Genomic DNA, 25,175 nt, shown 5'->3' with positions numbered 1-25,175 from the left:
TACGGGCGCGCCACGGCCGGGCCGGCGCCCGCCTCGCGCCGGCGGCGCCGCCCGCGCTCGCACCGGGTGTCGCCCACGCGAGCGCCGGCGGCGCCGCCCGCGCTCACATCAGCGGTGCCACCACCGGTGCCGAAGCCTCCCGCGCCGCCCGTTCCAGCGCACTCGCCAGCAACGCCAGATCGGTCGGGCCGTTGCCCAGCTCCCGGACCGGGCGCCGGGCCGGCGGATCGCCCATGCGGTGCCACTCCAGCGGTACGACGGTGGGGCGCAGGGTCGCCGTCCTCGGGATGCGACCGGTCACCCGGCCGCCCTGGAACGGCACGGTCCGCCCGTCCGCGCGGGCCAGCCGCCCGCGTCCCGGAGCCGGCTCGTCCGGCCCCGGCACCGGGGCGTCCAGCGTGACGCGCAGGGCCGCCCGGCGGGCCGGCTCCGACTGCGCCGTACGGTCGTCGGGGCCGGTGGCGGCCACCAGGTGCACGCCGAGCCGTTCGCCGTCCCGCGCGACGGCCTCCAGCGCCCGCATCACCGAGCCGGCCGCGGGCCGCCCCGGCGAACCGAGTGCGGGGGCGGCCAGGGCGTCCAGGTCGTCCACGACCACGATCAGCCGGGGCAGCGGCGGCGCCGCGTCCTCCGCACGCCGCCGGGCCGCCGCCGGGCGCAGCCGCAGCGTCGTACCGGGCGGGGTGTCGAGGTCCCCGGCCCCCGCGCCGGCGGACCCGGTGGCCGGGGCGGAGCCCGGCGCCGTGCGCTGGGCGACCATCCGGCCCGACACCTCGCGCCGGGTGTGCCACTCGGTGAAGTCCGACCGCCCGAGCAGCTCGGCGCGCCGTTTCAGCTCCGCGCTCAGCGCCTGGGCGAACTCCCGCATCCGCACCGGGTCGTTGGCGGTGAGGTGCGTGATGACGTGCGGTACGTCCGTACAGACCCGCAACCCCTCGCCGGCCCCGCCGTCCGCCGCGCCCGCGCCGTCCCGGCCGTCGACCAGGACGATGCCGAGGCGGTCGGGCCGCTCGGCGGAGGCCAGCGAGGCGACGACGGCTCGCAGCAGTTCCGTACGGCCGCTGCCCTGCGGCCCCTCGACCAGCAGGTGGGGGCCCTCGGCCGCGAGGTCCACGCCGACCGGGCCGCGCGGCCCGGCGCCCAGCACGGCGTGCGCCCGCCCGCCGAGTGCCGCCGGGTCGTCGGCCGCGTCGGCCCAGCGCGCCATCAGCGACGCCGGGGTGGCCCGCGCGAGCCCGAGTTCGTCCAGCAGCCGGGACGCCTGGGGCAGCGGCGCGGACACGCGCGCGTGCCGCGCGTCCCCGGCACCGCCGGCGCCGTCCGTCCGCAGCGGTGCCAGCGCCCGCGCGAACCGCTCGGCCCAGGCGGGGGAGACGGCGTCCACGGTGGCGACGGTGCCGTGGCCGGCCGGACCGGCCGGGGCACCGCCCGCGCGGGCGACGCGCAGCAGCCGCAGGGCCGTCGCCACATCACCGCTGAGCAGCGCCACGGCCCCGCACTCCCGGAACACCGGCGAGGCCGCGCAGGCCGCCTCGTACGTCTCCGCCACCGGGGACGCCGGGGACGCGGCGGGGGTCTCGGCGAGACACACCAGGTGGACGCCGGCCCGCGGTCCCTCCACCGCCAGCCGCGCCAGCGCCTCGCGCACGTCGGCGGCACCGGGGTCGCCGTCGACGACGACCACGGTGTACGGGCCGGGGAAGGGGGCGGGGGACGCGGAGGAGGACGGGGGGCCCGGCACGGGAAGGGCGCCGGCCCCGCCGGGGGCGGGAGCGGTTCCCGGGGGCGCGAGGGTTCCGGTGGTCCAGCCGGTCGCGGTGGCCCTGCCGGCGCCGCCGGGACGGCTCGTCCCGGCGGGCCCGCCGTCCTCGCCGTCCGTGCGGGCCCACGCGGGGCCCCGGCGCCGGCCGGGCGGTGGGGTGGGGCCTTCGGCCCCGCGGGGGCCGCCGGGCACGCCCGCGGGGCCGGCCGGCGTGCCGGGGCCGCCGGTGCCCCGCGTTCCGCCGGACACGCCGGGCCCGGCGCACCCGCCGTGCGCGGCGGCGGTCGGCTGGGCGGGGATGGCGGGGGCGGAGGCGGGTGCGGTCCCGCTCGTGGGCCGTCCCGGATCCGGCAGGTGGTCCTCCAGGCGCCGCAGCAACTCCTGGACGCGGGCCGCGGCCTGCTCCCGGTCGTGGGCGAGCAGCAGACGGCAGTCCTGGCCGTGTCCCGGGCGCACATGCGGCAGCCAGCCCAGCCAGGACCACTCCGCGGTGCGCTCCGGGAGGGGGCGGGCGTCGTCCGCGCTGATCAGGACGATCTCCAGGACGTCGGGGGAGTGCAGCGCGGCGAGCTGGGCCAGCACCGCGCGCGCCAGCCCGGCGAGCCGCGCCCGGGGGCCGGCGAGTCCCAGGGAGCCGACCTCGCGCAGCCCGGTGGTCACCGGTACCGCGGGCAGCAGCCCCGAGCCGTCGGGCGCCGCCCGGTCGGCCGTGCCGAGCCGGACGGCGAGCGCCTCGGGGTGCCCCGGCTCGCGTTCCCACAGCCGCGGCCCCGGTCCCAGGGCCGTCAGCAGCAGCGAGGCCGGGTCCGGCCAGGTCTCCGGCACCGGGGAGGTGGCCGCCGGGGCCTCCGCGGCCCCGGCCGCGCCCTCGCCGTACGCCTCCCGCCCGGCGGCACCGGCTTCGCCGCGGCCGCCGGCCAGGCGCCGTGCCCACGCGGCGAGGCCGCCGCGTCGCCGTACGCCCGGCGGCACCTCGGTCCCCCTCAGCGGCGTGCCCTTGCGCGCCGTGCCGTCCGCGTCCGTGTACGGGTCCGCGACGCCGCAGGCGCCGGGGCCGTCGGAGGGGGGCGTGTCGGAGGAACGTCCCGCGTGCGCGCCGCCCGCGCCGGGCACCGGTCGCGGCCCGGCCCCCGGCGCCGCCGCGTGCGCCGCCGGACCCGTGCCGTGGCCCCCGGTCCGCGCCGTCCCGCCCCGGCCGGGGACGGGCGGCGGCGCGACCGGGCCGCCGTACCCCTGTGCGCCCGCCTCACCGCAGCCGTGGCCGGCCGCACCGTAGGCGTGGTGGGTCCGTCCGGCGGGGTCCGCCGCGCCTTCGGCGGGGCCGCCCGCCCCGTCGGGCACGCGCGCGTGCGCCGCCTCCCCGCCACCGGACGCCGGGCCGCCCGCGCCGCCCGCGCCGCCCGCGCCGTCCTCGCGGCGGGACAGCCGCACATGGCCCTCCCCGTCCGGTGTCGTCCCGACCCGCGTCCCGGCCCCCCGGGCCGCCGGGACCAGCCGCAGCGCCGACTCCCCGATCCGCAGCAGCGCCCCCGGCGCGAAACGGACCGGGTGGTCGCCCACGGGGGCGCCGTCCAGGGTGGTGCCGTTGGTGGAGCCGAGGTCGGCGACCGTGACGCGGCCGTCGGCGGCGACGGTCACCGCGCAGTGCATCCGGGAGACGTCGGGATCGTCGAGCGGGACGTCGGCGTCGGCGGAGCGGCCGATGTGCACCCGGCCGCCGTGCAGCAGGTGGACGCCGCCCGCGTCGGGACCGGCGACCACGTGGAGCCGGGTGGGGGCGTCGGCCGCCTCGGGGTGGGGCTCGGGGGCGCCCGGGGCGCCCACGCAGAGCACGGCGCCGTCGATCAGCGGGGGCTCGCCCAGCGTGCAGCGCTGTGCGTCCAGCCGCTGCGCACCGGCGTACAGCGCGGGGGCGCCGGAGCCGGAGCCGTCGGCGCCCGGGATTGCCGAGGCCAGCGCCGACGCGACCGCGGCCAGGGCGGTGCCGGCGGGCGCCGTCACCAGCACGTCACAGCTCGCGGCGCCGCTGTGCGCCGATGGGGAGGGGCCCAGCGGGTCTACGACGGTCAGCCGGATCTGCATCGCCGTCAGCGGTCCCTTCTGCGCGGGCACCCGCGGACCGGGGACGAAGCCACCTGACGCGGTCCCCCACCGCGGACTTCCCCCGCCGCCCCACGAGCACGTCGGCCAATACTGGAGGGCATCCTCGCACCTGCCGCCGACAACATGTCCGCCGCCCACCGTCAAATGATCTTGATTGGTCTGCTCTGACCGTAAAAATGCCCGGCGAGTGCCGCAGTGTCGATCGGATGGAGGCGTCTTTGGATCGGTCACGTCCGGGTCCGGCAACCAATGGACCGGGTCGGACGTCCTCCCAGGGCACGCGGGGAGTCGGGGGGAGGCGGCGGCGGACCGCGCGGGGCGCGCGGGAAGACGACGGCCCGTGCCGCGCGGGGCGGCACTACAGTGGGTCGGAACCACCCCGTGGCACCCCGGCACGACGGACGGCACGATGGATCGCATGGATCACAGTGCACGGGCCAGCCAAGCAAGCAACAGGGAGCGCATGACGTGCGGCCGGTAGGCAGCAAGTACTTCCTCGAGGAGCCGCTCGGCCGCGGCGCTACGGGGACCGTCTGGCGAGCTCGCCAGCGAGAGACGGCGGGCGCCGAGGCGGCCGTGCCCGGACAGCCCGGCGAGACGGTCGCGATCAAGGTCCTCAAGGAGGAGCTCGCCAACGACGCCGACGTCGTGACGCGCTTCCTGCGGGAGCGGTCCGTGCTGCTGCGGCTGACCCACCCGAACATCGTCCGGGTCCGCGACCTGGTCGTCGAGGGCGACCTGCTGGCGCTGGTCATGGACCTCGTCGACGGCCCCGACCTCCACCGCCACCTGCGCGAGAACGGCCCCTTCACGCCCGTCGCCGCCGCGCTGCTCACCGCGCAGATCGCCGACGCGCTCGCCGCCAGCCACGCCGACGGCGTCGTCCACCGCGACCTGAAGCCGGCGAACGTCCTGCTCAAGCGGGACGGCGACCGGCTGCACCCGATGCTCACCGACTTCGGCATCGCGCGCCTGGCCGACTCGCCGGGGCTGACCCGCACCCACGAGTTCGTCGGCACGCCCGCGTACGTCGCGCCGGAGTCCGCCGAGGGCCGCCCGCAGACCTCCGCCGTCGACGTCTACGGCGCCGGCATCCTCCTCTACGAGCTGGTCACCGGCCGCCCGCCGTTCTCCGGCGATTCCGCCCTGGAGGTCCTACACCAGCACCTGAGCGCCGAACCGCGCCGCCCCTCCACGGTCCCCGACCCCCTCTGGACGGTCATCGAGCGCTGCCTGCGCAAGAACCCCGACGAGCGGCCCGGCGCCGAGAACCTCGCCCGCGCCCTGCGCGTCGTCGCCGAGGGCATCGGCGTGCACGCGAGCCCCGCGCAGATCGCCGCCGCCGAGAACGTGGGCGCGCTCCTCGCCCCCGACCCGGCGCCCGCGCCCGTGCCCGGCACCCCCGGTGCCGCCGACCCGACGCAGGTCCTGCCGCAGAACCCGAACGGCGCGTACGGCCCCGACGCCGCCACCAGCGTCCTGCCGCACACCGGCGGCCCCGGCGGCGCCGCCGACCCCACCGCCGTCCTGCCGCACCGGGGCGCCGCCGATCCGACGGCCGTCATGCCGCCGGTGCCCCCGGGGCAGCAGCCGGACGAGCCGCACCCCTGGCAGAACCAGCTGCGGGCCGCCCGCGACCGCAACGAGCAGACGCAGATCCAGTACCTCGACCCCGACGAGGACCCGCTGCGCCGCCGTCCCCAGCGCCAGGTCGCCCGGCCGCAGCAGCCGCCGTCGCGTCCCGCGCAGCACCGGCCCCGCCAGGGCGGCTACGGCCACCCGCAGCCGTACGCGACTCCCCAGCCCCAGCAGCCTCCCCAGCCCCAGCAGCCTCCCCAGCCCCAGCCGCAGCGGTACGCCCCGCCGCCCGCGCCGGAGCCCCGGCGGCCCGCGCGGGAGCCCCGGCCGCCGCGGCGGCGCAGCGCCAACCCGATGCGGATCCCCGGGCTCGGCTGCCTGAAGGGGTGCCTGTTCACGCTGGTCATCCTGTTCGTGGCCGGCTGGCTGGTGTGGGAGCTGAGCCCGCTGCAGGAGTGGATCGGCACCGGCAGGTCCTACTGGCAACAGCTCAGCGACTGGGTCGGTGACGTGACCGGCTGGGTCCAGGATCTGGGCGACAGCACGGGCACGGGCACGGGTACGGGCTGACACCGGCGGCGGCGCGGGCCGGCGCCGGCGCCCGGACCGGGCGCCGGGTCCGCCCGGCGAGTGTGGCGATTTGTCGACAACCGACGGGTGATTTCCGCCTCCTCGGTGAAGGCCGGCTCCCCGGGCGCGTAGTTTTGTCGGCAACACGCGTCGGTAGGAGCAGACTTGGCACGGAAGATCGGCAGCCGGTACACCGCCCACCAGATCCTCGGACGGGGCAGTGCCGGCACGGTGTGGCTGGGCGAGGGGCCTCAGGGCCCCGTCGCCATCAAGCTGCTGCGCGAGGACCTCGCCTCCGACCAGGAGCTCGTCGGGCGCTTCGTGCAGGAGCGCACGGCCTTGCTCGGTCTGGAGCACCCCCACGTCGTCTCCGTGCGCGACCTGGTCGTCGACGGCAACGACCTCGCCCTGGTCATGGACCTGGTCCGCGGCACGGACCTGCGCACCCGCCTGGACCGGGAGCGGCGCCTGCCGCCCGAGGCCGCGGTGGCGATCGTCGCCGACGTCGCGGACGGGCTGGCCGCCGCGCACGCCGCCGGGGTCGTCCACCGGGACGTCAAGCCGGAGAACGTCCTGCTGGACATGGAGGGCCCGCTGGGCCCCGGCGGCTCGCACCCCGCGCTGCTGACGGACTTCGGGGTGGCCAAGCTCATCGACACCCCGCGCCGCACCCGCGCCACCAAGATCATCGGTACGCCCGACTACCTGGCCCCGGAGATCGTCGAGGGCCTCCCGCCCCGCGCCTCCGTCGACATCTACGCCCTGGCCACGGTCCTGTACGAGCTGCTCGCGGGCTTCACCCCGTTCGGCGGCGGCCACCCGGGTGCCGTCCTGCGCCGCCACGTGACCGAGACGGTCGTCCCCCTGCCCGGCATCCCGGACGAGCTGTGGCAGCTGATCGTGCAGTGCCTGGCCAAGGCCCCGGCCTCCCGGCTGCGCGCCTCGGAGCTGGCCGCGCGGCTGCGCGAGCTGCTGCCGACGCTGGCAGGCATGCCGCCGCTGGACGTGGACGAGCCGGGCGCGCAGGCCGCGGAGGAGGTCCCCGAGGAGCCGCCCGCCGGGCCCGCCCCCGCCGGGGAACCGGTGCCGCGGCGGGGCGCGGTCCCGCTGGTGCCGGGCTCCAGGCCCGCCGACGCCAACCGGGACACCCACACCTCCATGCGGGTCCCCGGCCCCGACGAGCTGGCCGGCGGCGCCCGCGGCACCGCCCGCGCCCCCCGCCCCGCCGGCGCGCCCCGGCCGGGCTCCGCCCGCAACCGGGCCGCCACGCGGCGCCGCCGGGCGGCGCTGGGCACGGGTGCCGTGGTGCTGGTGGCGGCGATCGGGTTCGGCGCCTGGGCGGCCACGGGCGGCGAGGACGGCGGCACCGGCCCCGGGGACACCGGGGACACGGGGAACTCCGCCCCGGTGTCCCCCTGAGGCACCGGCCGCCCCCGGGGCCCGGTGGACCGGGGGCGGCCGGTGGCCGCATGCGGGATCGGCGGCCCCGCCCGGCCCCTGTGAGTACCGTCACCCGGCGTCCGCCGCCTGGCGGAGCCGTTACGCTGGATGCGTGGCAGTCGTCGATGTATCCGAAGAGCTCAAGTCCCTCTCCTCGACCATGGAGTCGATCGAGGCCGTTCTGGACCTCGACAAGCTGAGGGCAGACATCGCCGTGCTCGAGGAGCAGGCGGCCGCGCCGTCCCTGTGGGACAACCCGGACGAGGCGCAGAAGATCACCAGCAGGCTCTCCCACCTCCAGGCCGAGGTCCGCAAGGCGGAGGCCCTGCGCGGGCGGATCGACGATCTCGCCGTGCTCTTCGAGATGGCCGAGGAGGAGGACGACCCGGACACCCGCGCCGAGGCCGAGGCGGAGCTCGCCGCGGTCCGCAAGGCGCTGGACGAGATGGAGGTCCGCACGCTCCTCAGCGGCGAGTACGACGCCCGTGAGGCGCTCGTCAACATCCGCGCCGAGGCCGGTGGCGTCGACGCCGCCGACTTCGCCGAGAAGCTCCAGCGCATGTACCTGCGCTGGGCCGAGCAGCGCGGCTACAAGACCGAGATCTACGAGACGTCGTACGCGGAGGAGGCCGGCATCAAGTCGACCACCTTCGCCGTGCAGGCGCCGTACGCCTACGGCACCCTCTCCGTCGAGCAGGGCACGCACCGCCTGGTGCGCATCTCGCCGTTCGACAACCAGGGCCGCCGGCAGACCTCCTTCGCGGGTGTTGAGGTGCTCCCCGTCGTCGAGCAGTCCGACCACGTCGACATCGACGAGTCCGAGCTGCGCATCGACGTCTACCGGTCCTCCGGCCCGGGCGGCCAGGGCGTGAACACCACCGACTCCGCGGTGCGCATCACCCACCTGCCGACCGGCATCGTCGTCTCCTGCCAGAACGAGCGCTCGCAGATCCAGAACCGGGCGACCGCGATGAACGTCCTCCAGGCCAAGCTGCTGGAGCGGCGCCGCCAGGAGGAGCAGGCCAAGATGGACGCCCTCAAGGGCGACGGCGGCAACTCCTGGGGCAACCAGATGCGTTCGTACGTGCTGCACCCCTACCAGATGGTCAAGGACCTGCGCACCGAGTACGAAGTCGGCAACCCCGAGGCCGTGTTCAACGGCGAGATCGACGGCTTTCTGGAGGCCGGAATTCGCTGGCGCAAGCAGCAGGAGAAGTAGACCCGGCGAATACGCCGTTTTGTCGACAAGGCAACTGCCGCCTATCGGGCGGCAGTTGCCTTTTCCATGCCCTATGTCTGGGTTCTACATCACACTCACACACCAACCCGTCCGGCATTCCCCCCTTACTCGGACATCACGTACGCAATGCCCTTGACGTTGCTTTGAAAAGTGGGAAGGGTGAGGCGCGGCATGCGTATTTCTGGGGCGCATGTGAACCGGGGGGCTTTACTTCAGCTACCTCCGTCGATCACGGCCCCGAGCGCCGCCTCACTGACGATGAGCTACTGGGGGTAGCAACCATATGACGAAGAAGATGCGGATCCGTGTCGCTCGAATCGCGGCCGGTGCCGTGATCGCGGCCGGCGCCTCGCTGACCGCCGCGGGCGCCGCTTCGGCGCTCGAGATCGGCGTCGGCGTCGGCGTCGGTGTCGGCGATGCCGGTGACGCCGGCGTCACCGGTGACGTCAACATCGGCATCGGGGGCGACGGGGAGCCGGGCACCACCGACCCGAGCATCCCGACCGACCCGAACCCGCCGACCACCGACCCGGGCACCCCGCCCACCACCGACCCGGGCACCCCGCCCACCACCGACCCGAACCCGCCGACCACCGACCCGGGCACCCCGCCCACCACCGACCCGGGCACCCCGGGTGACGGCGGCGGCAACAACGGCGGCGGCAACGGCGGCGGCGGCAACAACGGCGGCGGCAACGGCGGCGGCGGTAACAACGGCGGCGGCAACGGCGGCGGCGACACCGGCAACGGCGGCGGCGGCAACGGCGGCGGCGGTAACAACGGCGGCGGTAACAACGGCGGCGGCAACGGCGGCGGCGACACCGGCAACGGCGGCGGCGGCAACGGTGGCGGCAACGGCGGTGGGAACACCGGCGGTGGCGACATCAGCACCGACGGCGGCTCCAACGCCTCCACCCAGGAGCAGGGCACCTCGGCCCTGACCGACACCGGCGCGGACGTCCTCCCGGCCGCCGACACCTCGGCTCAGAACGGGGGCGGGGAACTCGCCGAGACCGGTGCCGCGGAGACCACGTTCCTGCTGGTCGGCGCCGCCACGATGATCGCCGGCGGTATCGGCTTCCGTATGCTGCCGCGCCTGGTGGGCGGCCGGGGCGGCGCCACCGCCTGACGGTAGCCACCCGCGTACCCACTGTACGCACGGCATGGGCCAAGGGGCCCGGAGCGCAGCCGGCGCGCTCCGGGCCCCCGCCGCGTCCGGGGCCGCCTCAGGCGGTCTGGTGGGCCAGCAGCGCCACCGCCGCGACCAGTACCACCAGCAGCGCGACCAGCGCCATCGGGTTCAGCCCCGCGAAGAAGTTCTCCTGCTGCAGCCGCTCGCGGTTCGCCCGGCACACCGGGCACCGGCCCTCGCTCACGGGCGCCGCGCAGTTCGCGCACACCAACCGGTCGTACGTCATGCGCTCGCCCTCCTTACACCGGTTCCACGTACACAACGCCCACGCCGCCGCGAACGTTCCCTCTCCACTGTGCCAGGTTCCGCGGACCGCTGCGCGCGTTCCCCCTGGGGCGGGCCCCGAGGCCCCGCGGACCCGGGGACCGGGGCCGGGCGCCGGACAAAACGCGCAACCCCCGCACAACCCCGACCGGTGACTGCGGCCCCCACCCCGGTTCGCGTATGGTCACGCTCATCTACCCCCGGCGACCCGTGGTGCATCCGTGATCCGATTCGACAACGTCTCCAAGGTCTACCCCAAGCAGAACCGACCCGCCCTCAGGGACGTCTCCCTGGAGGTCGAGAAGGGCGAGTTCGTCTTCCTCGTGGGGTCCTCCGGCTCCGGCAAGTCCACCTTCCTGCGGCTGATCCTCCGCGAGGAGCGGGCCAGTCACGGGCAGGTGCACGTCCTGGGCAAGGACCTCGCACGCCTCTCCAACTGGAAGGTGCCGCAGATGCGCCGCCAGTTGGGGACCGTGTTCCAGGACTTCCGGCTGCTGCCGAACAAGACCGTCGCCGAGAACGTCGCCTTCGCGCAGGAGGTCATCGGCAAGTCCCGCGGCGAGATCCGCAAGTCCGTGCCCCAGGTGCTCGACCTCGTCGGCCTCGGCGGCAAGGAGAACCGGATGCCCGGCGAGCTCTCCGGCGGTGAGCAGCAGCGCGTCGCGATCGCCCGGGCCTTCGTCAACCGGCCCAAACTGCTGATCGCCGACGAGCCGACGGGCAACCTCGACCCGCAGACCTCCGTCGGCATCATGAAACTGCTCGACCGGATCAACCGCACCGGTACGACCGTGGTGATGGCGACCCACGACCAGAACATCGTGGACCAGATGCGCAAGCGCGTCATCGAGCTGGAGAAGGGCCGCCTCGTCCGCGACCAGGCCCGCGGCGTCTACGGCTACCAGCACTGATCCCCCGTCCACGGAAAGGCCCGAAGAAGACGCCATGCGCGCGCAGTTCGTTTTCCAGGAGATTGGTGTCGGTCTCCGCCGCAACCTGACGATGACCTTCGCCGTCATCGTCTCCGTCGGCCTGTCCCTGGCCCTGTTCGGCGGCTCCCTGCTGATGAGCGACCAGGTCAACCAGATGAAGGGCTACTGGTACGACAAGGTCAACGTCTCGATCTTCCTCTGCAACAAGAGCGACGCGGAGTCCGACCCGAACTGTGCCAAGGGCGCCGTCACCACCGAGCAGAAGCAGCAGATCAAGAACGACCTGGACAAGATGGCGGTCGTCGACGAGGTGCTGTACGAGTCGCAGGACGAGGCGTACAAGCACTACAAGGAGCAGTTCGGCGACTCCCCGCTGGCCAGTTCGCTCACGCCGGACCAGATGCAGGAGTCGTACCGCATCAAGCTCAAGGACCCGGAGAAGTACGAGGTCATCGCGACCGCCTTCAACGGCCGGGCGGGCGTGCAGTCGGTGCAGGACCAGAAGGGCATCCTGGACAACCTCTTCAAACTCCTCGGGTACCTCAACTGGGCGGCGCGGGGCGTGATGCTCGTCATGCTGGTCGTGGCGCTGCTGCTGATCGTCAACACGGTGCGCGTCTCGGCGTTCAGCCGCCGCCGTGAGACCGGCATCATGCGCCTGGTCGGCGCCTCCGGTTTCTACATCCAGGCGCCGTTCATCATGGAGGCCGCGGTCGCCGGCCTCGTCGGCGGCACCATCGCCTGCTCCTTCCTCGTGCTCGGCCAGTACTTCGTCATCGACAACGGCATGGCCCTGTCCGAGAAGCTGCCGCTGATCAACTTCGTCGGCTGGGACGCGGTCCTCACCAAGCTGCCGCTCATCCTCGCGGCGAGCTTCCTGATGCCCGCGCTGGCCGCGTTCTTCGCGCTGCGCAAGTATCTGAAGGTGTGACACATGCCGCGAGGGGCCGTACGGACAGCCGTCCGTACGGCCCTTTCCGTTGTCCTAGACTCACCGGCATGTCAGGTCGTGACCTGTTCTGTCAGCCCCGCCGCTTCCGCCACGGGGCCGCCCTGACCTTGGTGTTCGCGAGTGTGCTCGCCGCGGGGGCGGCCACCGGATCGCTTCCTCAGGCGGACCGGGCGGAGCGGAAGTCCGCGGCGGGCGAAGCCCGTTCGCCCGCGCCCACCGGGCACCGGCAGGACGTGGCCCGGGCGGCGGCCGAGGCGATGGCCGACGGCAAGTCCCCCGTGGAGGCCGCCGAGCGCGCCGTCAGCCGCAGCGGTGACCGCTGGGCCGCCGTCTACTCACGGGGCGAGTACGAGGAGCTGGAGGAGGCCCTCGACGGCCGCTACACCGGCGTCGGCCTGTGGGCGCGGCGCGAGCGGGACGGCCGGATCGAGGTGACGAAGGTGCGGGCCGGCTCGCCCGCCGGCACCGCCGGGATCCGCGCGGGCGACCGGCTGCGCAGCGTCGACGGCGAGCCGGTCGACGGGCGTCCCGTCACCGAGGTGGTCTCCCTGCTGCGCGGCGACGCCACCGGCGCGCCCGCCGGCACCACCGTCCGGCTGGGCCTCCAGCGCGGCACGCGCACGTGGAGCCTCACCCTGCACCGGGCCCGCCTGTCGACGGACTCCGTCACCGTCCGCGAGCTGCCCGGCGGAGTCACCGTCATCGAGGTCGCCACGTTCACCCGGGGCACCGGCGAGCGGGTCCGCACCGCCGTGCGCGAGGCCCCGCCCCGCGACGGGGTCGTCCTCGACCTGCGCGGCAACTCCGGCGGCCTGGTCGCCGAGGCGGTCACGGCCGCCTCCGCCTTCCTCGACGGCGGCCTCGTCGCCACCTACGACGTCGACGGCGAGCAGCGCGTCCTGCACGCCGAGCCCGGCGGCGACACCTCCAGACCCCTGGTCGCACTCGTCGACGGCGGCACGATGAGCGCGGCCGAACTCCTCGCCGGAGCCCTGAAGGACCGCGGACGCGCGGTCGTCGTGGGCTCCCGCACCTTCGGCAAGGGCTCGGTGCAGATGCCGAGCCGGCTGCCCGGCGGCTCGGTCGCCGAGCTGACCGTCGGCCACTACCGCACCCCTTCCGGCCGCGGCGTCGACGGCAGGGGCATCACGCCCGACCTGGAGGTGGACCCCGGCGCCCCGGAGGCCCTCCAGCGGGCCCGGACGGTGCTCAGCGGTCTGGGACAGGAACCGCCGCCCGCGTAAATCGGCTTCCCGCGAGCCCCCCGCGTAGTGCGAAAATGGTCGGCACTATGGCTAAGGAAAAAGGGCGCAAGCTGATCGCGCAGAACAAGAAGGCGCGGCACGACTACCACATCCTCGACACCTACGAGGCCGGTCTCGTCCTCACCGGGACCGAGGTGAAGTCGCTGCGCCAGGGGCGGGCGTCGCTGGCCGACGGCTTCGTGCAGCTCGACGGGCACGAGGCGTGGCTGCACAACGTGCACGTGCCGGAGTACAGCCAGGGCACCTGGACCAACCACAGCGCCCGCCGCAAGCGGAAGCTGCTGCTGCACCGCGTGGAGATCGACAAGCTGGAGTCGAAGTCCCAGGAGACGGGGCACACGATCGTGCCGCTCGCGCTGTACTTCAAGGACGGCCGCGCCAAGATCGAGATCGCGCTGGCGCGCGGCAAGAAGGAGTACGACAAGCGCCAGACCCTGCGCGAGAAGCAGGACCGGCGTGAGGCCGAGCGGGCGATGTCGGCGATCCGGCGGCGGCAGCGGGCGTGACCCGCCACGCCCCGGGTACCCGGGAACGATCCCGGGCCGGGACGCGTTGAACCCGGTACCGCGGCGGGGCGACCGCCGGGTGACGGCGGGGCGACCGCCGGGAATACGGTGGCATCGACGGGCGTTGGTCCTTTACGATGGCACCTGCACCTCACAGCGGGTGCGCACCTTGAGAAATCAACATGGGGATGATCGGTTTCGACAGCGGCTGTCGAAGCAGGGGAAGCGTGTCGAGGAAGCGGCCATGATCTCGTAAACCACAGGCCGAAAAAAATAATCGCCAACACCAAGCGCGATTCCTCCCAGCAGGCCTTCGCCCTCGCTGCCTGACCTCAGGTAGCGGAGCGAGCCTCCTACTAAGGGAGTGTCAGCCCGGGGCTGTTCCCGACCCGGATCCTGGCATCAGCTAGGGAACTAAACCTCTGGACCCGGTCACGGGGTGCAGAGGGAAACCACACAGTGACTGAGCCCGTCGGAGACTTGTCCGCGTGATCTCCGGGGCCGAGAAAAGCGAAGCGGACTGCACACGGAGAAGCCCTGGTTCCACACCGTTGGACGCGGGTTCGATTCCCGCCATCTCCACGATCGGGAGGTCACCGGCCTCCCACCCATGTGGGCGAAGGCCCCGCCGCGTCGAGCGGCGGGGCCTTCGCCATGTCCGCCCGCCGGCGGTCAGGCGCGGGGCGGTGCCGTGCTCGCGCCCCGTGTCAGCCGCGGCGGCAGCAGCGTGACGCCCGGCACCGGCTCACCCGCCAGCCTCCGCATCAGCAGTTCCACCGCCCGCGCGCCCAGGGCGGCGGACGGGACGGTGACCGAGGTGACCGGGGGACGGCCGGCCGGCCCGGTGAGCGGGTCCGGGCCCAGGGCGACCACGGACACGTCGCCGGGCACGCGCAGACCGAACTCCTCGAAGGCGCCGACGAGCGGTTCCAGCAGCGGCCCGCCGTGGACCGCGACGCCGGTCGGCGCGGGCCGCGCGCGCAGCAGCCGTCCGGCGGTCCGCCGGACGGCGTCCGGGGCCGTCGCACAGGAGTGCGCGGCGCAGGCCAGCCCCGCGCGGGCGGCGGCGCCCGCGAAGCCCCGGGCCACCCGCCGGGCCGGCCCCCGCGGCGGTGGCCCGACCAGCGCCACGGCCCGGTGCCCGAGCCCCGCCAGATGGTCCACGCACAGCGCGCCGGCCGCCTCGGCGTCGACGTCCACGCAGGTCAGCCCGTCCGGCTCGGCGGGCAGGCCGATCAGTACGCAGGGCCGGCCCAGCGTGCGCAGCAGCGGCAGCCGAGGGTCGTGCGCCCGGACGTCCGTCACGATCAGCGCGTCCGCCAGCGCCGCGTCCGCCGCCTGCCGCAGCCCGTCCGGGCCCTCCGCACGGGTGGCCAGCAGGACGTCCTGGCCGTGTGCCCGGGCGGCGGTGACCACGGACGCCACGCGCTCCATCACCGCCGGCGCCGTGACGTCGGCGGCCGGGGGCAGCACCAGCGCCAGGACGTTCGTCCGGCCGCCCGCCACCGGCCGGGCCCGTCCGGGCGGCCGGTAACCCAGCTCGCGCACCGCCGCCTCGACACGGCGCCGGGTCGCCGCCGAGATCGGGCGCTTGCCGCTGAGCGCGTAGGAGACGGTGCTGGGCGACACCCCGGCGCGCCGCGCCACGTCCGTGATCCTCACCATCGGACCGGCCCCGGCTCCGGCGTCGGCCTGCGGACCCGCCCTCGTACCGTCGGCATGGTCGATTCCTCCCGGAGGCGGACGGGGCCGGTGGGATGCCTGTCGTGGAAGCGCTGCGAGGGGAAGGTAGGGACGGACGGTGCGCGCGTCAATGGTTCGCGCGGGAACCGGGCAGCGGCAGCAGGCTGATCAGCAGGGCCAGCGCGGCGGCGGCCACCGCGACGCCGTATCCGGCGGCGGCCGAGAGGTGCTCCACCGCCCAGCCGCCGGCCGCGCTGCCGCAGGCGATGCCACCGAGCAGGCCGGTGACCGCGAGGGTCATGCCCTCGTTCAGACGGCCCTCGGGGGTGCGCCGCTGGACCAGCGTCATGGTGGTGACCATCGTCGGGGCGGTCGCCATCCCCGCGAGCAGCAGCGCGCCGCCCAGCAGCGGGAGCGAGCCGGGGCCGGCCGCCGCGAGTGCCGGCAGCGTCAGCAGGGCCGTCATCGCGGCGACGCACCACGGCAGGCGGGACCGTGCGGAGCCGGCCGGACGCACCGCCCCGTACAGCAGGCCCGCCGCGCACGAACCGGCCGCCTGGAGGGCGAGGACCACGCCCGCCGCCGCACCGTGCCCGCGCGCGTCCGCGAACGCGATCGTGACGACCTCCATCGACCCGAACACCCCGCCCGTCGCCAGGCACACCGCCAGCAGCGGCGGTACGCCCGGGGACCGCAAGGGGGACTTCGGCCCCGCCCCGGCGGTGTCCCGCACCCGCGCGGCGGGGGGTTCGGTGGCGCGCTGGGCCGTGAAGAGCAGCATGCCCGCCAGCAGCAGGAAGGCGCCCACGAGCGTGCCCGCCTCCGGGAAGAACGTCCCGCACAGGAAGACCGCCAGCACCGGACCCAGCATGAAGCACAGCTCGTCGGTGGCCTGCTCGAAGGAGTTCGCGGTGTGCAGGGCCGCCGCGTCACCCCTGAACAGGTGGTTCCAGCGGGCGCGGGACATCCCGCCGGTGTTGGGGGTGGTGGCGGTCGCGGCGTACGCGGCGAACAGCGTCCAGTCGGGGGCGCCGTGGCGCACGCACAGCAACAGCGCGAGGGAGCCGAGCACGGCGACCAGCGTGGCGGGCAGCGCCACCCGGGCCTGCCCGTGCCGGTCGATCAGCCGGGCGGTCCACGGGGCGACCAGCGCGGTGGCCGCCAGCCCCGTCGCGGTGACGGCGCCGGCGAGGGCGTAGGAGCCGCGCGTACCGGCGATCATCACGACCGCGCTCACGCTGAACATGCCCATGGGCAGGCGGGCGACGAGGTTCCCGGCCGTGAAGGCGCGGGCGCCGGGGGCGGCGAACAGACGGCGGTAGGGGCCGGGCGGGCGTCCGGCGCCGGGGCGTTCCCGGCCCGGGGCGCGGGACCCGAAGTCGGCGGCGACGAGGGTGTCGCCGGTGACGGTGAGCAGGGGAGCGGGCGCGGACGGGCGGGTGGGCGTCGGCTGCGGCATGGGGCAACGGTCGCGCGGAGCCGGACACGGGGTCCAACACCTTCTCCGCACCGATTCACGCACCGCCGTTGTGAATCCGGTACGTTCGCCGGATGCCGTCGCCGCGCCATCTCGACCCCCGCCTCCTGCGCGCCTTCCTCACCGTCGCCGAGGAGCTGCACTTCACCCGGGCCGCCGCCCGCCTCTACGTCGCCCAGCAGGCGCTGAGCCGGGACGTACGGCGTCTGGAGCGGGAGTTGGGCACCGAGCTGTTCGTCCGGACCACCCGCCAGGTGACGCTCACCCCCGACGGCGAGCGGCTGCTGCCCCACGCGCGCCGCCTGCTCCAGGCCCAGGACGACCTCCTCGCCGCCTTCGGGCAGGCCCGACCCCTGCTGGTGGACCTCAACTCCCCGGGCCTGGCCACCGGGCGCCGCGTCCTGGAGCTGGCCCGCGAACTCGCCCCCGGGCAGGAGCTGATGGCCCGTTACGAGAGCGGCCTGACCGGCGCCGCCGTCGAGATCCTCGCGGGCCGCCTCGACGCGTCGTTCGGACGCGTCGCCGGACTGGACCCGGCCCTGCGGGCCGGCCTCGGCCACCAGCCCGTGCGCTACGAACCCATGGCGCTCGTGCTGCCGGAGGACCACCGGCTGGCCCCCCGGAAGGAGGTGCCGCTGGCGGAACTCGCGGGCGAGACGGTGTACGCCGGGGCCGGGAACCCGCGCACGCCGGAGTGGACCGACCTCGCCCGCCGCCTCTTCGAGGGACGCGGCATCGAGGTGGCGCCCCCCGCTCCGCTGGCCGTCGGGGACGAGGAGTTCCAGCGGCTCATGGCGAAGACGCGCCACCCGGTCCTGGCCGTGGTGGACTTCCCGGCCATGGCGCGGTCGGTGGTGCGGCCCCTCGTCGACCCGGTGCCGCTGTCGCCCGTGTCGCTGGTCTGGCGGAAGGGCCTGTCGCACCCCGCGCTCGACGCCCTGCGCCGGGCCGCGGGCCGGCTCGCCGCCGAGGAGGGCTGGCTGAAGCAGCCCGCGGGAGGATGGATTTCGGCCACTGATGAGCGAGCGATGTCGGTCACAACCGACACCCGGTGAACACCCCTTTCGCGCGTGCGCTACATTCGTGCCCTGAGCACGGTGTGATAAAGGGGGCGCTCGGACCTGGTGGGGGCCTGGTCCGGTCGGCGGGTGCTCAGGGTCGTAGGCGCTTCCGGAACTTACCCGTGGGGGGAAGTGCGCGCGTGGAAAAGTGGCAGAAAGACGCCCAACCCGAATGGCCGGGGGCCGCGTCCTCGCCCCGGCGACTCCCGGAGTCGTCGGCGGAGCCGGAGGGCGGCGGCGCCATGTCGGCGTCGCCGGGGACCGTTGCCGGGGACGTGCACCACGCCCGCCTGGAGTTCGCCGGGAGCGCCCCCCACCCGGAGGCCGCCGCGAGCGGCCTGCGCGTGGAGGACGCCGTACGTGAGGCGCCGTCCGCCCGGAGGCCCTCGGACGACGCGGAGAGGACCACGACGTTGCGGCTGCCGAAGACCCCGGAGACAGGGCAGGGCGCCGTGCCGAGTCCCCGCAGCGCCCCGGACGTCGAAGGGACCGCCGTGCTGCCGACGGTGGGCGAGACACGCGCCCTGCCGGAGACCCGCGCCTTCCCGGAGGCCCACGTCCTGCCGCAGGCCGGTGTCCTGCCGGAGGCCCGGCCCCTGCCGGAGGCTCACGTCCTGCCGGAGACCCGCGCCTTCCCGGAGGTCCACGTTCTGCCGCAGGCCGGTGTCCTGCCGGAGGTCCGGCCCCTGCCGGAGGCTCACGTCCTGCCGGAGACCCGCGCCTTCCCGGAGGTCCACGTCCTGCCGCAGGCCGGTGTCCTCCCGGAGGTCCGGCCCCTGCCGGAGGTCCACGTCCTGCCGGAGACCCGCGCCTTCCCGGAGGCCCATGTGCTGCCGCAGGCCGGTGTCCTCCCGGAGGCCCGGCCCCTGCCCGGGACCCGCCAGCCCTCCCCTCCCCTCACCGCCGCGGGACCCGGCGCCCCCGCCGAGCCCGACACCCCCACCGTCGTCCGGAACCCCCGGCAGGGCGCCGGGGCGGCCGAGCACACGCACGATCCGCACGAGGTGACCGTCCAGCTGGACGCCGTACAGCTCGGCGACGGACGGCTGGTACGGGTCGCCCCGGAGATGCCGGGCGGCACGCCCGAGGGTTCCGACGGGCCCGTCTTCGTCGACGAGTCGGGCCGGCGCGTCCGCCGCTTCCGCCGCCTCGGCATAGCCGTCGGCCTCGCCTGCGCGGCGTACGCCGTCGCCATGGTCGCCACGCTGCTGTCCGGCAGCTCCGAGGCGCCCTGGCTGCCCGTGCGGGACCCGAAGGAGCAGCCGCCGGCCGGTCAGGCCGACCCCGCCCCCCTGCCCTCCCGGCCGGCTTCGCCGTCCGCCTCCGGCGCCCCCGCCGCCGAGGACCCCGCCCCGCCGGCCACGGACGCCGCGACGCCGGCGCCCGGCCCCGGCACCACCGCGCCCGGCGTCGTCCCGGCGCTGCCGCAGCCGGACGGCACCCTCGCCCCCGAGCCCGCCCCGGCCCGGACCGCTCCCGGGCCGGGCGGCAGTACGACCGAGCCCGGTCCGACGGGAACGAGCGGGCAGCCGTCCACCGGCATGCCGGACCTGTTCCCGACCCAGGGCGGCGGGCTCCCGACCGGTCCGGGCAGGGGCAGGGGCAACCTCCCCGGCGGCGACACGCCGGCCGGCGGACCGAACGACCGCGCCTCCCGCACCATGAGCGCCCCCGCCGCATCCGCACCGTCCCCGGAGTACCTCCTCTGATGGCATCCCCCACCCGCCGTCACGGCACCGCGACCGCGGCCCGTGACGGCCTCCGGCGTCGCCGCCTGCCCCTGCGCCTGCTGATGCCGGCGCTCGTCCTCGTCGCCCTGATGGCGATGCTCATGCTGCGCGGCTACGTGCACAGCGAGATCCTCGCCGACCACCGCGTCCAGTCGCCCGCCCCCACCGACCGGGTGCCGCAGGAGATCCTGGAGGGCGGCCCGGTCATCGACACCCGCGGCGGCCGCACCGACAGCCTGAGCGTGCCCGACCACCGCCTGGTCCTCACCTTCGACGACGGACCGGACCCGGTCTGGACGCCGAAGGTGCTGGACGTGCTGAAGGAGCACGACGCGCACGCGGTGTTCTTCGTCACCGGCACCATGGCCTCCCGCCACCCGGACCTGGTCCGGCGCATGGTCGAGGAGGGCCACGAGATCGGCCTGCACACCTTCAACCACCCCGACCTGTCCCTCCAGTCGAAGAAGCGCATCGACTGGGAGCTGTCGCAGAACCAGCTCGCGATATCCGGCGCGGCCGGCATCCGCACCTCCCTGTTCCGCCCGCCGTACTCCTCCTTCGCCGAGGCCATGGACAACGAGTCCTGGCCGGTGACCGAGTACATCGGCAGCCTCGGGTACCTCACCGTCGTCAACAACACCGACAGCGAGGACTGGAAGAGGCCCGGCGTCGAGGAGATCATCCGCCGCGCCACGCCCAAGGGCGGCGAGGGCGCCATCGTCCTCATGCACGACTCCGGCGGCGACCGGCACCAGACCGTGCAGGCCCTGGACCGGTTCCTGCCCGGCCTGCAGAAGCAGGGGTACGAGTTCACCAACCTCACCGAGGCGCTGGGCGCGCCCAGCGCGCACACCCCGGTCACCGGCCTGGACCTGTGGAAGGCCAAGGCGTGGATCTTCCTGGTCCAGGCCTCCGAGAAGGTCACCGGCGCCCTGGTGGTGGGCCTGGCGGTCATCGGCTTCCTCGTCATCGGCCGCTTCGCCCTGATGCTCGCCCTGTCCGGCGCCCACGCCCGCCGGGTGCGCCGCAAGGGCTTCCGCTGGGGCCCGCCGGTCACCGAACCGGTGTCGGTGCTGGTCCCGGCGTACAACGAGGCCAAGTGCATCGAGAACACCGTCCGCTCGCTGATGGCCAGCGATCACCCCATCGAGGTCATCGTCGTCGACGACGGCTCCTCCGACGGCACGGCCCGCATCGTGGAGGCGATGGGCCTGCCGAACGTCCGGGTGATCCGCCAGCTCAACGCGGGCAAGCCGGCCGCCCTCAACCGCGGCCTGGCCAACGCCCGGTACGACATCGTCGTCATGATGGACGGCGACACGGTCTTCGAACCGACCACCATCCGCGAGCTCGTCCAGCCCTTCGGCGACCCGAAGGTGGGCGCCGTGGCGGGCAACGCCAAGGTCGGCAACAAGGACACCCTCATCGGCGCCTGGCAGCACATCGAGTACGTGATGGGCTTCAACCTCGACCGCCGCATGTACGACGTCCTGCGCTGCATGCCGACGATCCCGGGCGCCGTCGGCGCCTTCCGCCGCTCCGCCCTCGAACGCGTCGGCGGCATGAGCGACGACACGCTCGCCGAGGACACCGACGTGACGATGGCGCTGCACCGCGACGGCTGGCGCGTGGTCTACGCGGAGAACGCCCGCGCCTGGACCGAGGCGCCGGAGTCCGTGCAGCAGCTGTGGTCGCAGCGCTACCGCTGGTCCTACGGCACCATGCAGGCGATCTGGAAGCACCGCCGCGCCCTCGTCGAGAAGGGGCCCTCGGGCCGCTTCGGCCGCGTCGGCCTGCCCTTCGTCTCCCTGTTCATGGTCCTGGCCCCGCTGCTGGCGCCGCTCATCGACATCTTCCTCCTGTACGGCCTGGTCTTCGGCCCGACCGAGGAGACGATCGTGGCGTGGTTCGGCGTCCTGGCCATCCAGGCGGTCTGCGCCGCGTACGCCTTCGTCCTCGACCGCGAGCGGCTCACCCCGCTGATCTCGCTGCCGCTGCAGCAGATCCTCTACCGCCAGCTGATGTACGTCGTGCTCCTGCAGTCCTGGATCACCGCGCTCACCGGCGGCCGGCTGCGCTGGCAGAAGCTGCGGCGCAAGGGCGGTGTGTCCGCGCCGCCGGGCCCGGGGGCCATCCCCGCCCAGCGGACGGCGGCCATGGACGAGCGGCCGGTCGGATGACGGCACCGCCGCCCCCCGGCCCCGTGCCCGCCACCCCGCATCCCGTTCCGAACACCGCCACGACCCAGAAAGCCCCGGACGTGACCGCTCCACCCGCTCCCTCCGTGCCGCCCGTGGGGGCGGAACCCGCCCCGCCCGCCGAACCGGCCCGGCGGGCCCCCGTCCGGGACCGCTACTTCGACCTGCTGCGCGCGCTGGCCCTCTTCCGCGTGGTCCTGTACCACCTGACGGGCTGGGCCTGGCTGCCGGTCGTGTTCCCGTCCATGGGCGTGATGTTCGCCCTCGCGGGCAACCTCATGGCCCGCTCCCTCAAGCGCCCGCCGGTGCAGGTGGTGCGCAGCCGGATGCGCCGCCTGCTGCCGCCGCTGTGGCTGCTCGGCGCGGTGGGCGTCACCGGCATGCTGCTGCAGGGCTGGGGCCCGGACGCCGACGGGCACCCGGGCTGGTGGTGGCTGCACCTGACGTTCTGGATCCTGCCGCTGAGCGATCCGCCCTACGCCGAGGGCCTCCACGGCATCCACGGCGTCCTCGGCGACGACTGGGCCGCCGACCTCGCCGGGCCGCTGTGGTACATCCGCGCCTACCTCTGGTACGTCCTGCTCTCCCCGCTGCTGCTGCGCCTCCTGCGCGCCGTGCCGTGGGTGACGATCCTGGCGCCGGTCGCCCTGTCGGCGGCCTTCGAGTTCGGCTACCTGAACCTGCCCGGCGAGCGGTTCCCCTCCGCCCTCACCGACTTCAGCACCTTCGGGGCCTGCTGGATCCTCGGCATGGCCCACCAGGAGGGCGTCCTCAAGCGCCTTCCCGGGTACGTCGTCCCGTCCGTGGCGCCGATCGTCGCGGGCGCGGGCCTGTGGTACGCGCTGAGCCACGACTTCAGGGCCGGACACGACCTGGACAGCATCCCCTTCGCCCAGGCGCTGTGGTCCCTCGGCACGGTGATGCTGCTGCTGCACATCAGCCCCTCCTGGAGCGAGTGGCCGCGCCGGCTGCGCCGCTGGGACCGGTTGATCACCCTGCTCAACTCCCGGGCCGTGACGATCTACCTCTGGCACAACGTGTGCATCCTGGCCGCCGCGACCATGTGGGACCAGCTGTGGGGCGTCGACGTGATGTGGCAGCACTTCCCCTGGCTGCTGGAGAGCCCCTGGCCGGTCCTGGCCCTCACCTGGGTGCTCATCGGGGGCTGCGTCGTCTGGTTCGGCTGGGTGGAGGACGTCGCCGCCAAGCGCAGGCCGCGGCTGTGGCCGGACGGCGGGAAGCCCGCCGCGAAGCGGTCCCGCGCCGGCACGCGCCGGGCCTGACCGGGCCGGCGTGCGGCCCCCGGTCCGCGACTCCGTGCGGGCCGGGGGCCGTTCCGCGTCCACGGGTCCCCGTGACAGACTGCCCGGGTTGCGCGAGCAACCGTGAGCGAACCGCGAGCGAACCGCGAGCGAACAGGGCGGCCCATGGGGAGCGGGTGGGGATGAGCAGGCGGCAGACACGGAGGATGCTGCGGCTGATGGCGAGCGGGGAGCCGGTCCAGCTGGCCAGCCCGATGGCGTCCGTGAGGAAGCTCGCCCGGCTCGCCTTCGTCGCCCAGCAGTTCGGGTACGAGTACGCCGACGTGCGGCAGAGCTCCGGCAACCTGGCAGCCCCGGACCCCGCAGGGCTGACGGCGGCACCCGGACGCGACCTCTCACCCCGCCCCCCGGCGGGGTGAGGGCAACGTTCCCTTCCGGTCACCCACCGCCACAGGGCGGAAACGCGCCCTCCCTAGCTTCGGAAGCCAGTCGTCGAGCTCCGGAGCACCGTGGAGGCGTCATGACAGCCCCGAGCACAGTCCCCGCACCCCCGAGCGGGGGCGGCCGCTGGATCCAGCACTGGGACCCCGAGGACGAGACGTTCTGGAAGGAGACGGGGGAGCGGGTCGCCCGGCGCAACCTGCTCTTCTCCGTACTGTCCGAGCACATCGGGTTCTCGGTGTGGACCCTGTGGTCCGTGCTGGTGCTCTTCATGGGGCCGGAGTACGGGCTGACCCCGGCCGACAAGTTCCTGCTGACGTCCGCGGTCACGCTCGTCGGCGCGGTCGTGCGCGTGCCCTACACCTTCGCCGTCGCCGTCTTCGGCGGCCGGAACTGGACGGCGATCTCCGCCGCCCTCCTCCTCGTGCCCACGGTCGCGGCGTTCACGGTGATGGAGCCGGGCACCCCCTTCTCCACCTTCCTCCTCGTCGGCCTGCTCGCCGGCGTCGGCGGCGGCAACTTCGCCTCCTCCATGACCAACATCAACGCCTTCTTCCCGCTGCGGAGGAAGGGCTGGGCCCTGGGCCTGAACGCCGGCGGCGGCAACATCGGCGTGCCCGTCATCCAGCTCGCCGCCCTCGCGATCATCGGGGCGGGCGGCGGGCCGCGCGTGCTGCTCGGCATCTACATCCCGCTGATCGTCGTCACCGCCGCCCTCGCCTGGCTGAAGATGGACAACATCGCGTCCGTGCGGAACGACACCGGGGCCGCCAAGGACGCCGCCCGCGACGTCCACACCTGGATCATGTCGTTCGTCTACGTGGGCACCTTCGGCTCGTTCATCGGCTACAGCTTCGCCTTCGGGCAGGTGCTGCAGAACCAGTTCGGCCGCACGCCCCTGGAGGCCGCGTACGTCACCTTCGTCGGCCCGCTGCTCGGCTCGCTCATCCGGCCGCTGGGCGGATCGCTCGCCGACCGGTACGGCGGGGCGCGGATCACGCTGTGGAACTTCGTCGCCATGGGCGCCGCCACCGCGGTCCTCGTCGCCGCCGCCGCGCGGGAGTCGCTCGGGCTGTTCACCGTCGCGTTCGTCGTGCTGTTCGTGCTCAGCGGACTGGGCAACGGCTCCACGTTCAAGATGATCCCGGCCATCTTCCAGCGCAAGGCCCTCGCCCGGGGGCTCACGGGCGAGGAGGCGGCCCGCTACGGGCGCCGGCTCTCCGGGGCCTCCATGGGCCTGATCGGCGCGGTCGGCGCGCTCGGCGGCGTCGGCATCAACCTCGCCTTCCGCCAGTCGTTCCTCTCCTACGGCTCCGGCACCGGCGCCTTCCTCGCCTTCCTCGCCTTCTACGCCGCCTGCTTCGCCGTCACCTGGGCCGTATACCTCCGCCGCCCGGCCGCCCGGGACGGGGCCGACCGGGCGGCGACGTGGAAGGAACCGCAGTTGAGCCATGCCGAGGTATGACGTACACAAGGGTGACGTAACACGGGGGACACGCAGCCGAACCGAGCCTGTCAC

Annotated in this window: 17 protein-coding genes, 1 other RNA gene and 1 pseudogene; 15 read left to right on the top strand and 4 right to left on the bottom strand. The window is 74.8% G+C overall.

Translation table 11 applies throughout. From position 1 onward, the window contains the following. Positions 1 to 103: 103 nt before the first annotated feature. Positions 104 to 3,844 (bottom strand): FHA domain-containing protein, encoded by a 3,741-nt coding sequence (locus ACSU6Z_RS10815; protein WP_437050259.1) that lies wholly within the window; start codon positions 3,842 to 3,844, stop codon positions 104 to 106. A gap of 489 nt (positions 3,845 to 4,333) precedes the next feature. Here ACSU6Z_RS10815 and ACSU6Z_RS10810 point away from each other — a divergent pair, with 489 nt between their 5' ends. The 4 genes from ACSU6Z_RS10810 (at position 4,334) to ACSU6Z_RS10795 (ending at position 9,822) form a co-directional block, all read left to right on the top strand. Then, a complete protein-coding gene (locus ACSU6Z_RS10810; protein ID WP_437044745.1) occupies positions 4,334 to 6,013 on the top strand; it encodes a protein kinase domain-containing protein in 1,680 nt (559 codons plus the stop codon). A gap of 165 nt (positions 6,014 to 6,178) precedes the next feature. After that, positions 6,179 to 7,432, top strand: a complete 1,254-nt coding sequence (locus tag ACSU6Z_RS10805; RefSeq protein ID WP_437044744.1) for a serine/threonine-protein kinase — start codon at positions 6,179 to 6,181, stop codon at positions 7,430 to 7,432. Between the two features lie 133 nt (positions 7,433 to 7,565). Continuing rightward, positions 7,566 to 8,672 carry a peptide chain release factor 2 gene (gene prfB, locus ACSU6Z_RS10800; protein ID WP_437044743.1) on the top strand — a complete coding sequence of 369 codons (1,107 nt, stop codon included), beginning with the start codon at positions 7,566 to 7,568 and terminating at the stop codon, positions 8,670 to 8,672. A gap of 304 nt (positions 8,673 to 8,976) precedes the next feature. Continuing rightward, on the top strand, positions 8,977 to 9,822 hold the full coding sequence (locus ACSU6Z_RS10795; RefSeq protein WP_437044742.1) for a hypothetical protein: 846 nt from the start codon (positions 8,977 to 8,979) through the stop codon (positions 9,820 to 9,822). Positions 9,823 to 9,919: 97 nt separating this feature from the next. Here ACSU6Z_RS10795 and ACSU6Z_RS10790 read toward each other — a convergent pair whose 3' ends face one another. Then, complete coding sequence (locus ACSU6Z_RS10790; protein WP_437044741.1) at positions 9,920 to 10,111, bottom strand: hypothetical protein; 192 nt, start codon at positions 10,109 to 10,111, stop codon at positions 9,920 to 9,922. 259 nt (positions 10,112 to 10,370) lie between these two features. Between ACSU6Z_RS10790 and ftsE the strand changes: the two genes are divergently transcribed. The 5 genes from ftsE to ssrA all read left to right on the top strand — a co-directional run bounded on the left by ftsE (position 10,371) and on the right by ssrA (position 14,389). Continuing rightward, a complete protein-coding gene (gene ftsE / locus ACSU6Z_RS10785) occupies positions 10,371 to 11,060 on the top strand; it encodes a cell division ATP-binding protein FtsE (protein WP_437019134.1) in 690 nt (229 codons plus the stop codon). Positions 11,061 to 11,094: 34 nt separating this feature from the next. Beyond that, positions 11,095 to 12,012, top strand: coding sequence for a permease-like cell division protein FtsX (gene ftsX / locus ACSU6Z_RS10780; protein ID WP_437019136.1), 918 nt, complete (start codon positions 11,095 to 11,097; stop codon positions 12,010 to 12,012). Positions 12,013 to 12,080: 68 nt separating this feature from the next. After that, complete coding sequence (locus ACSU6Z_RS10775; protein ID WP_437044740.1) at positions 12,081 to 13,277, top strand: S41 family peptidase; 1,197 nt, start codon at positions 12,081 to 12,083, stop codon at positions 13,275 to 13,277. A 47-nt stretch (positions 13,278 to 13,324) separates the two neighbouring features. Beyond that, complete coding sequence (smpB, locus tag ACSU6Z_RS10770; RefSeq protein ID WP_164396754.1) at positions 13,325 to 13,804, top strand: SsrA-binding protein SmpB; 480 nt, start codon at positions 13,325 to 13,327, stop codon at positions 13,802 to 13,804. A gap of 184 nt (positions 13,805 to 13,988) precedes the next feature. Further along, positions 13,989 to 14,389, top strand: a transfer-messenger RNA (tmRNA) gene (ssrA, locus tag ACSU6Z_RS10765). An 87-nt stretch (positions 14,390 to 14,476) separates the two neighbouring features. Here ssrA and ACSU6Z_RS10760 read toward each other — a convergent pair. Both ACSU6Z_RS10760 and ACSU6Z_RS10755 read right to left on the bottom strand, forming a co-directional pair. After that, positions 14,477 to 15,469 carry a LacI family DNA-binding transcriptional regulator gene (locus ACSU6Z_RS10760; protein ID WP_437044739.1) on the bottom strand — a complete coding sequence of 331 codons (993 nt, stop codon included), beginning with the start codon at positions 15,467 to 15,469 and terminating at the stop codon, positions 14,477 to 14,479. Positions 15,470 to 15,614: 145 nt separating this feature from the next. Continuing rightward, positions 15,615 to 16,946, bottom strand: a complete 1,332-nt coding sequence (locus ACSU6Z_RS10755) for an MFS transporter (RefSeq protein ID WP_437044738.1) — start codon at positions 16,944 to 16,946, stop codon at positions 15,615 to 15,617. Positions 16,947 to 17,038: 92 nt separating this feature from the next. Between ACSU6Z_RS10755 and ACSU6Z_RS10750 the strand changes: the two genes are divergently transcribed. The 6 genes and pseudogenes from ACSU6Z_RS10750 (at position 17,039) to ACSU6Z_RS10725 (ending at position 25,121) form a co-directional block, all read left to right on the top strand. Continuing rightward, a complete protein-coding gene (locus ACSU6Z_RS10750; RefSeq protein WP_437044737.1) occupies positions 17,039 to 18,019 on the top strand; it encodes a LysR family transcriptional regulator in 981 nt (326 codons plus the stop codon). A gap of 281 nt (positions 18,020 to 18,300) precedes the next feature. Next, positions 18,301 to 19,734 carry a hypothetical protein gene (locus tag ACSU6Z_RS10745; RefSeq protein ID WP_437044736.1) on the top strand — a complete coding sequence of 478 codons (1,434 nt, stop codon included), beginning with the start codon at positions 18,301 to 18,303 and terminating at the stop codon, positions 19,732 to 19,734. Then, positions 19,734 to 21,935: a glycosyltransferase gene (locus tag ACSU6Z_RS10740; RefSeq protein ID WP_437044735.1), complete on the top strand. Its 2,202-nt coding sequence runs from the start codon at positions 19,734 to 19,736 to the stop codon at positions 21,933 to 21,935. The genes ACSU6Z_RS10745 and ACSU6Z_RS10740 overlap by 1 nt, the downstream gene beginning before the upstream one ends. Then, a complete protein-coding gene (locus ACSU6Z_RS10735; RefSeq protein WP_437044734.1) occupies positions 21,932 to 23,236 on the top strand; it encodes an acyltransferase family protein in 1,305 nt (434 codons plus the stop codon). Before ACSU6Z_RS10740 ends, ACSU6Z_RS10735 begins: the two co-directional genes overlap by 4 nt. Positions 23,237 to 23,397: 161 nt before the next feature. Next, positions 23,398 to 23,577: pseudogene (locus tag ACSU6Z_RS10730) on the top strand (hypothetical protein); the annotation flags it as partial. Between the two features lie 158 nt (positions 23,578 to 23,735). Beyond that, positions 23,736 to 25,121 carry a nitrate/nitrite transporter gene (locus ACSU6Z_RS10725; protein ID WP_437044733.1) on the top strand — a complete coding sequence of 462 codons (1,386 nt, stop codon included), beginning with the start codon at positions 23,736 to 23,738 and terminating at the stop codon, positions 25,119 to 25,121. Positions 25,122 to 25,175: the final 54 nt, after the last annotated feature.

The organism is Streptomyces sp. enrichment culture (assembly GCF_964273145.1).
Lineage (GTDB): Bacteria > Actinomycetota > Actinomycetes > Streptomycetales > Streptomycetaceae > Streptomyces.
This window is presented reverse-complemented; position numbering and strand designations above follow the sequence as displayed.

Coding starts and splice junctions, on each gene's coding strand:
- ACSU6Z_RS10815 (WP_437050259.1), bottom strand. CDS start 3,844: ATGCAGATCCGGCTGACCGTCGTAGACCCGCTGGGCCCCTCCCCATCG.
- ACSU6Z_RS10795 (WP_437044742.1), top strand. CDS start 8,977: ATGACGAAGAAGATGCGGATCCGTGTCGCTCGAATCGCGGCCGGTGCC.
- ACSU6Z_RS10790 (WP_437044741.1), bottom strand. CDS start 10,111: ATGACGTACGACCGGTTGGTGTGCGCGAACTGCGCGGCGCCCGTGAGC.
- ftsX (WP_437019136.1), top strand. CDS start 11,095: ATGCGCGCGCAGTTCGTTTTCCAGGAGATTGGTGTCGGTCTCCGCCGC.
- ACSU6Z_RS10775 (WP_437044740.1), top strand. CDS start 12,081: ATGTCAGGTCGTGACCTGTTCTGTCAGCCCCGCCGCTTCCGCCACGGG.
- smpB (WP_164396754.1), top strand. CDS start 13,325: ATGGCTAAGGAAAAAGGGCGCAAGCTGATCGCGCAGAACAAGAAGGCG.
- ACSU6Z_RS10760 (WP_437044739.1), bottom strand. CDS start 15,469: ATGGTGAGGATCACGGACGTGGCGCGGCGCGCCGGGGTGTCGCCCAGC.
- ACSU6Z_RS10755 (WP_437044738.1), bottom strand. CDS start 16,946: ATGCCGCAGCCGACGCCCACCCGCCCGTCCGCGCCCGCTCCCCTGCTC.
- ACSU6Z_RS10750 (WP_437044737.1), top strand. CDS start 17,039: ATGCCGTCGCCGCGCCATCTCGACCCCCGCCTCCTGCGCGCCTTCCTC.
- ACSU6Z_RS10740 (WP_437044735.1), top strand. CDS start 19,734: ATGGCATCCCCCACCCGCCGTCACGGCACCGCGACCGCGGCCCGTGAC.
- ACSU6Z_RS10735 (WP_437044734.1), top strand. CDS start 21,932: ATGACGGCACCGCCGCCCCCCGGCCCCGTGCCCGCCACCCCGCATCCC.
- ACSU6Z_RS10725 (WP_437044733.1), top strand. CDS start 23,736: ATGACAGCCCCGAGCACAGTCCCCGCACCCCCGAGCGGGGGCGGCCGC.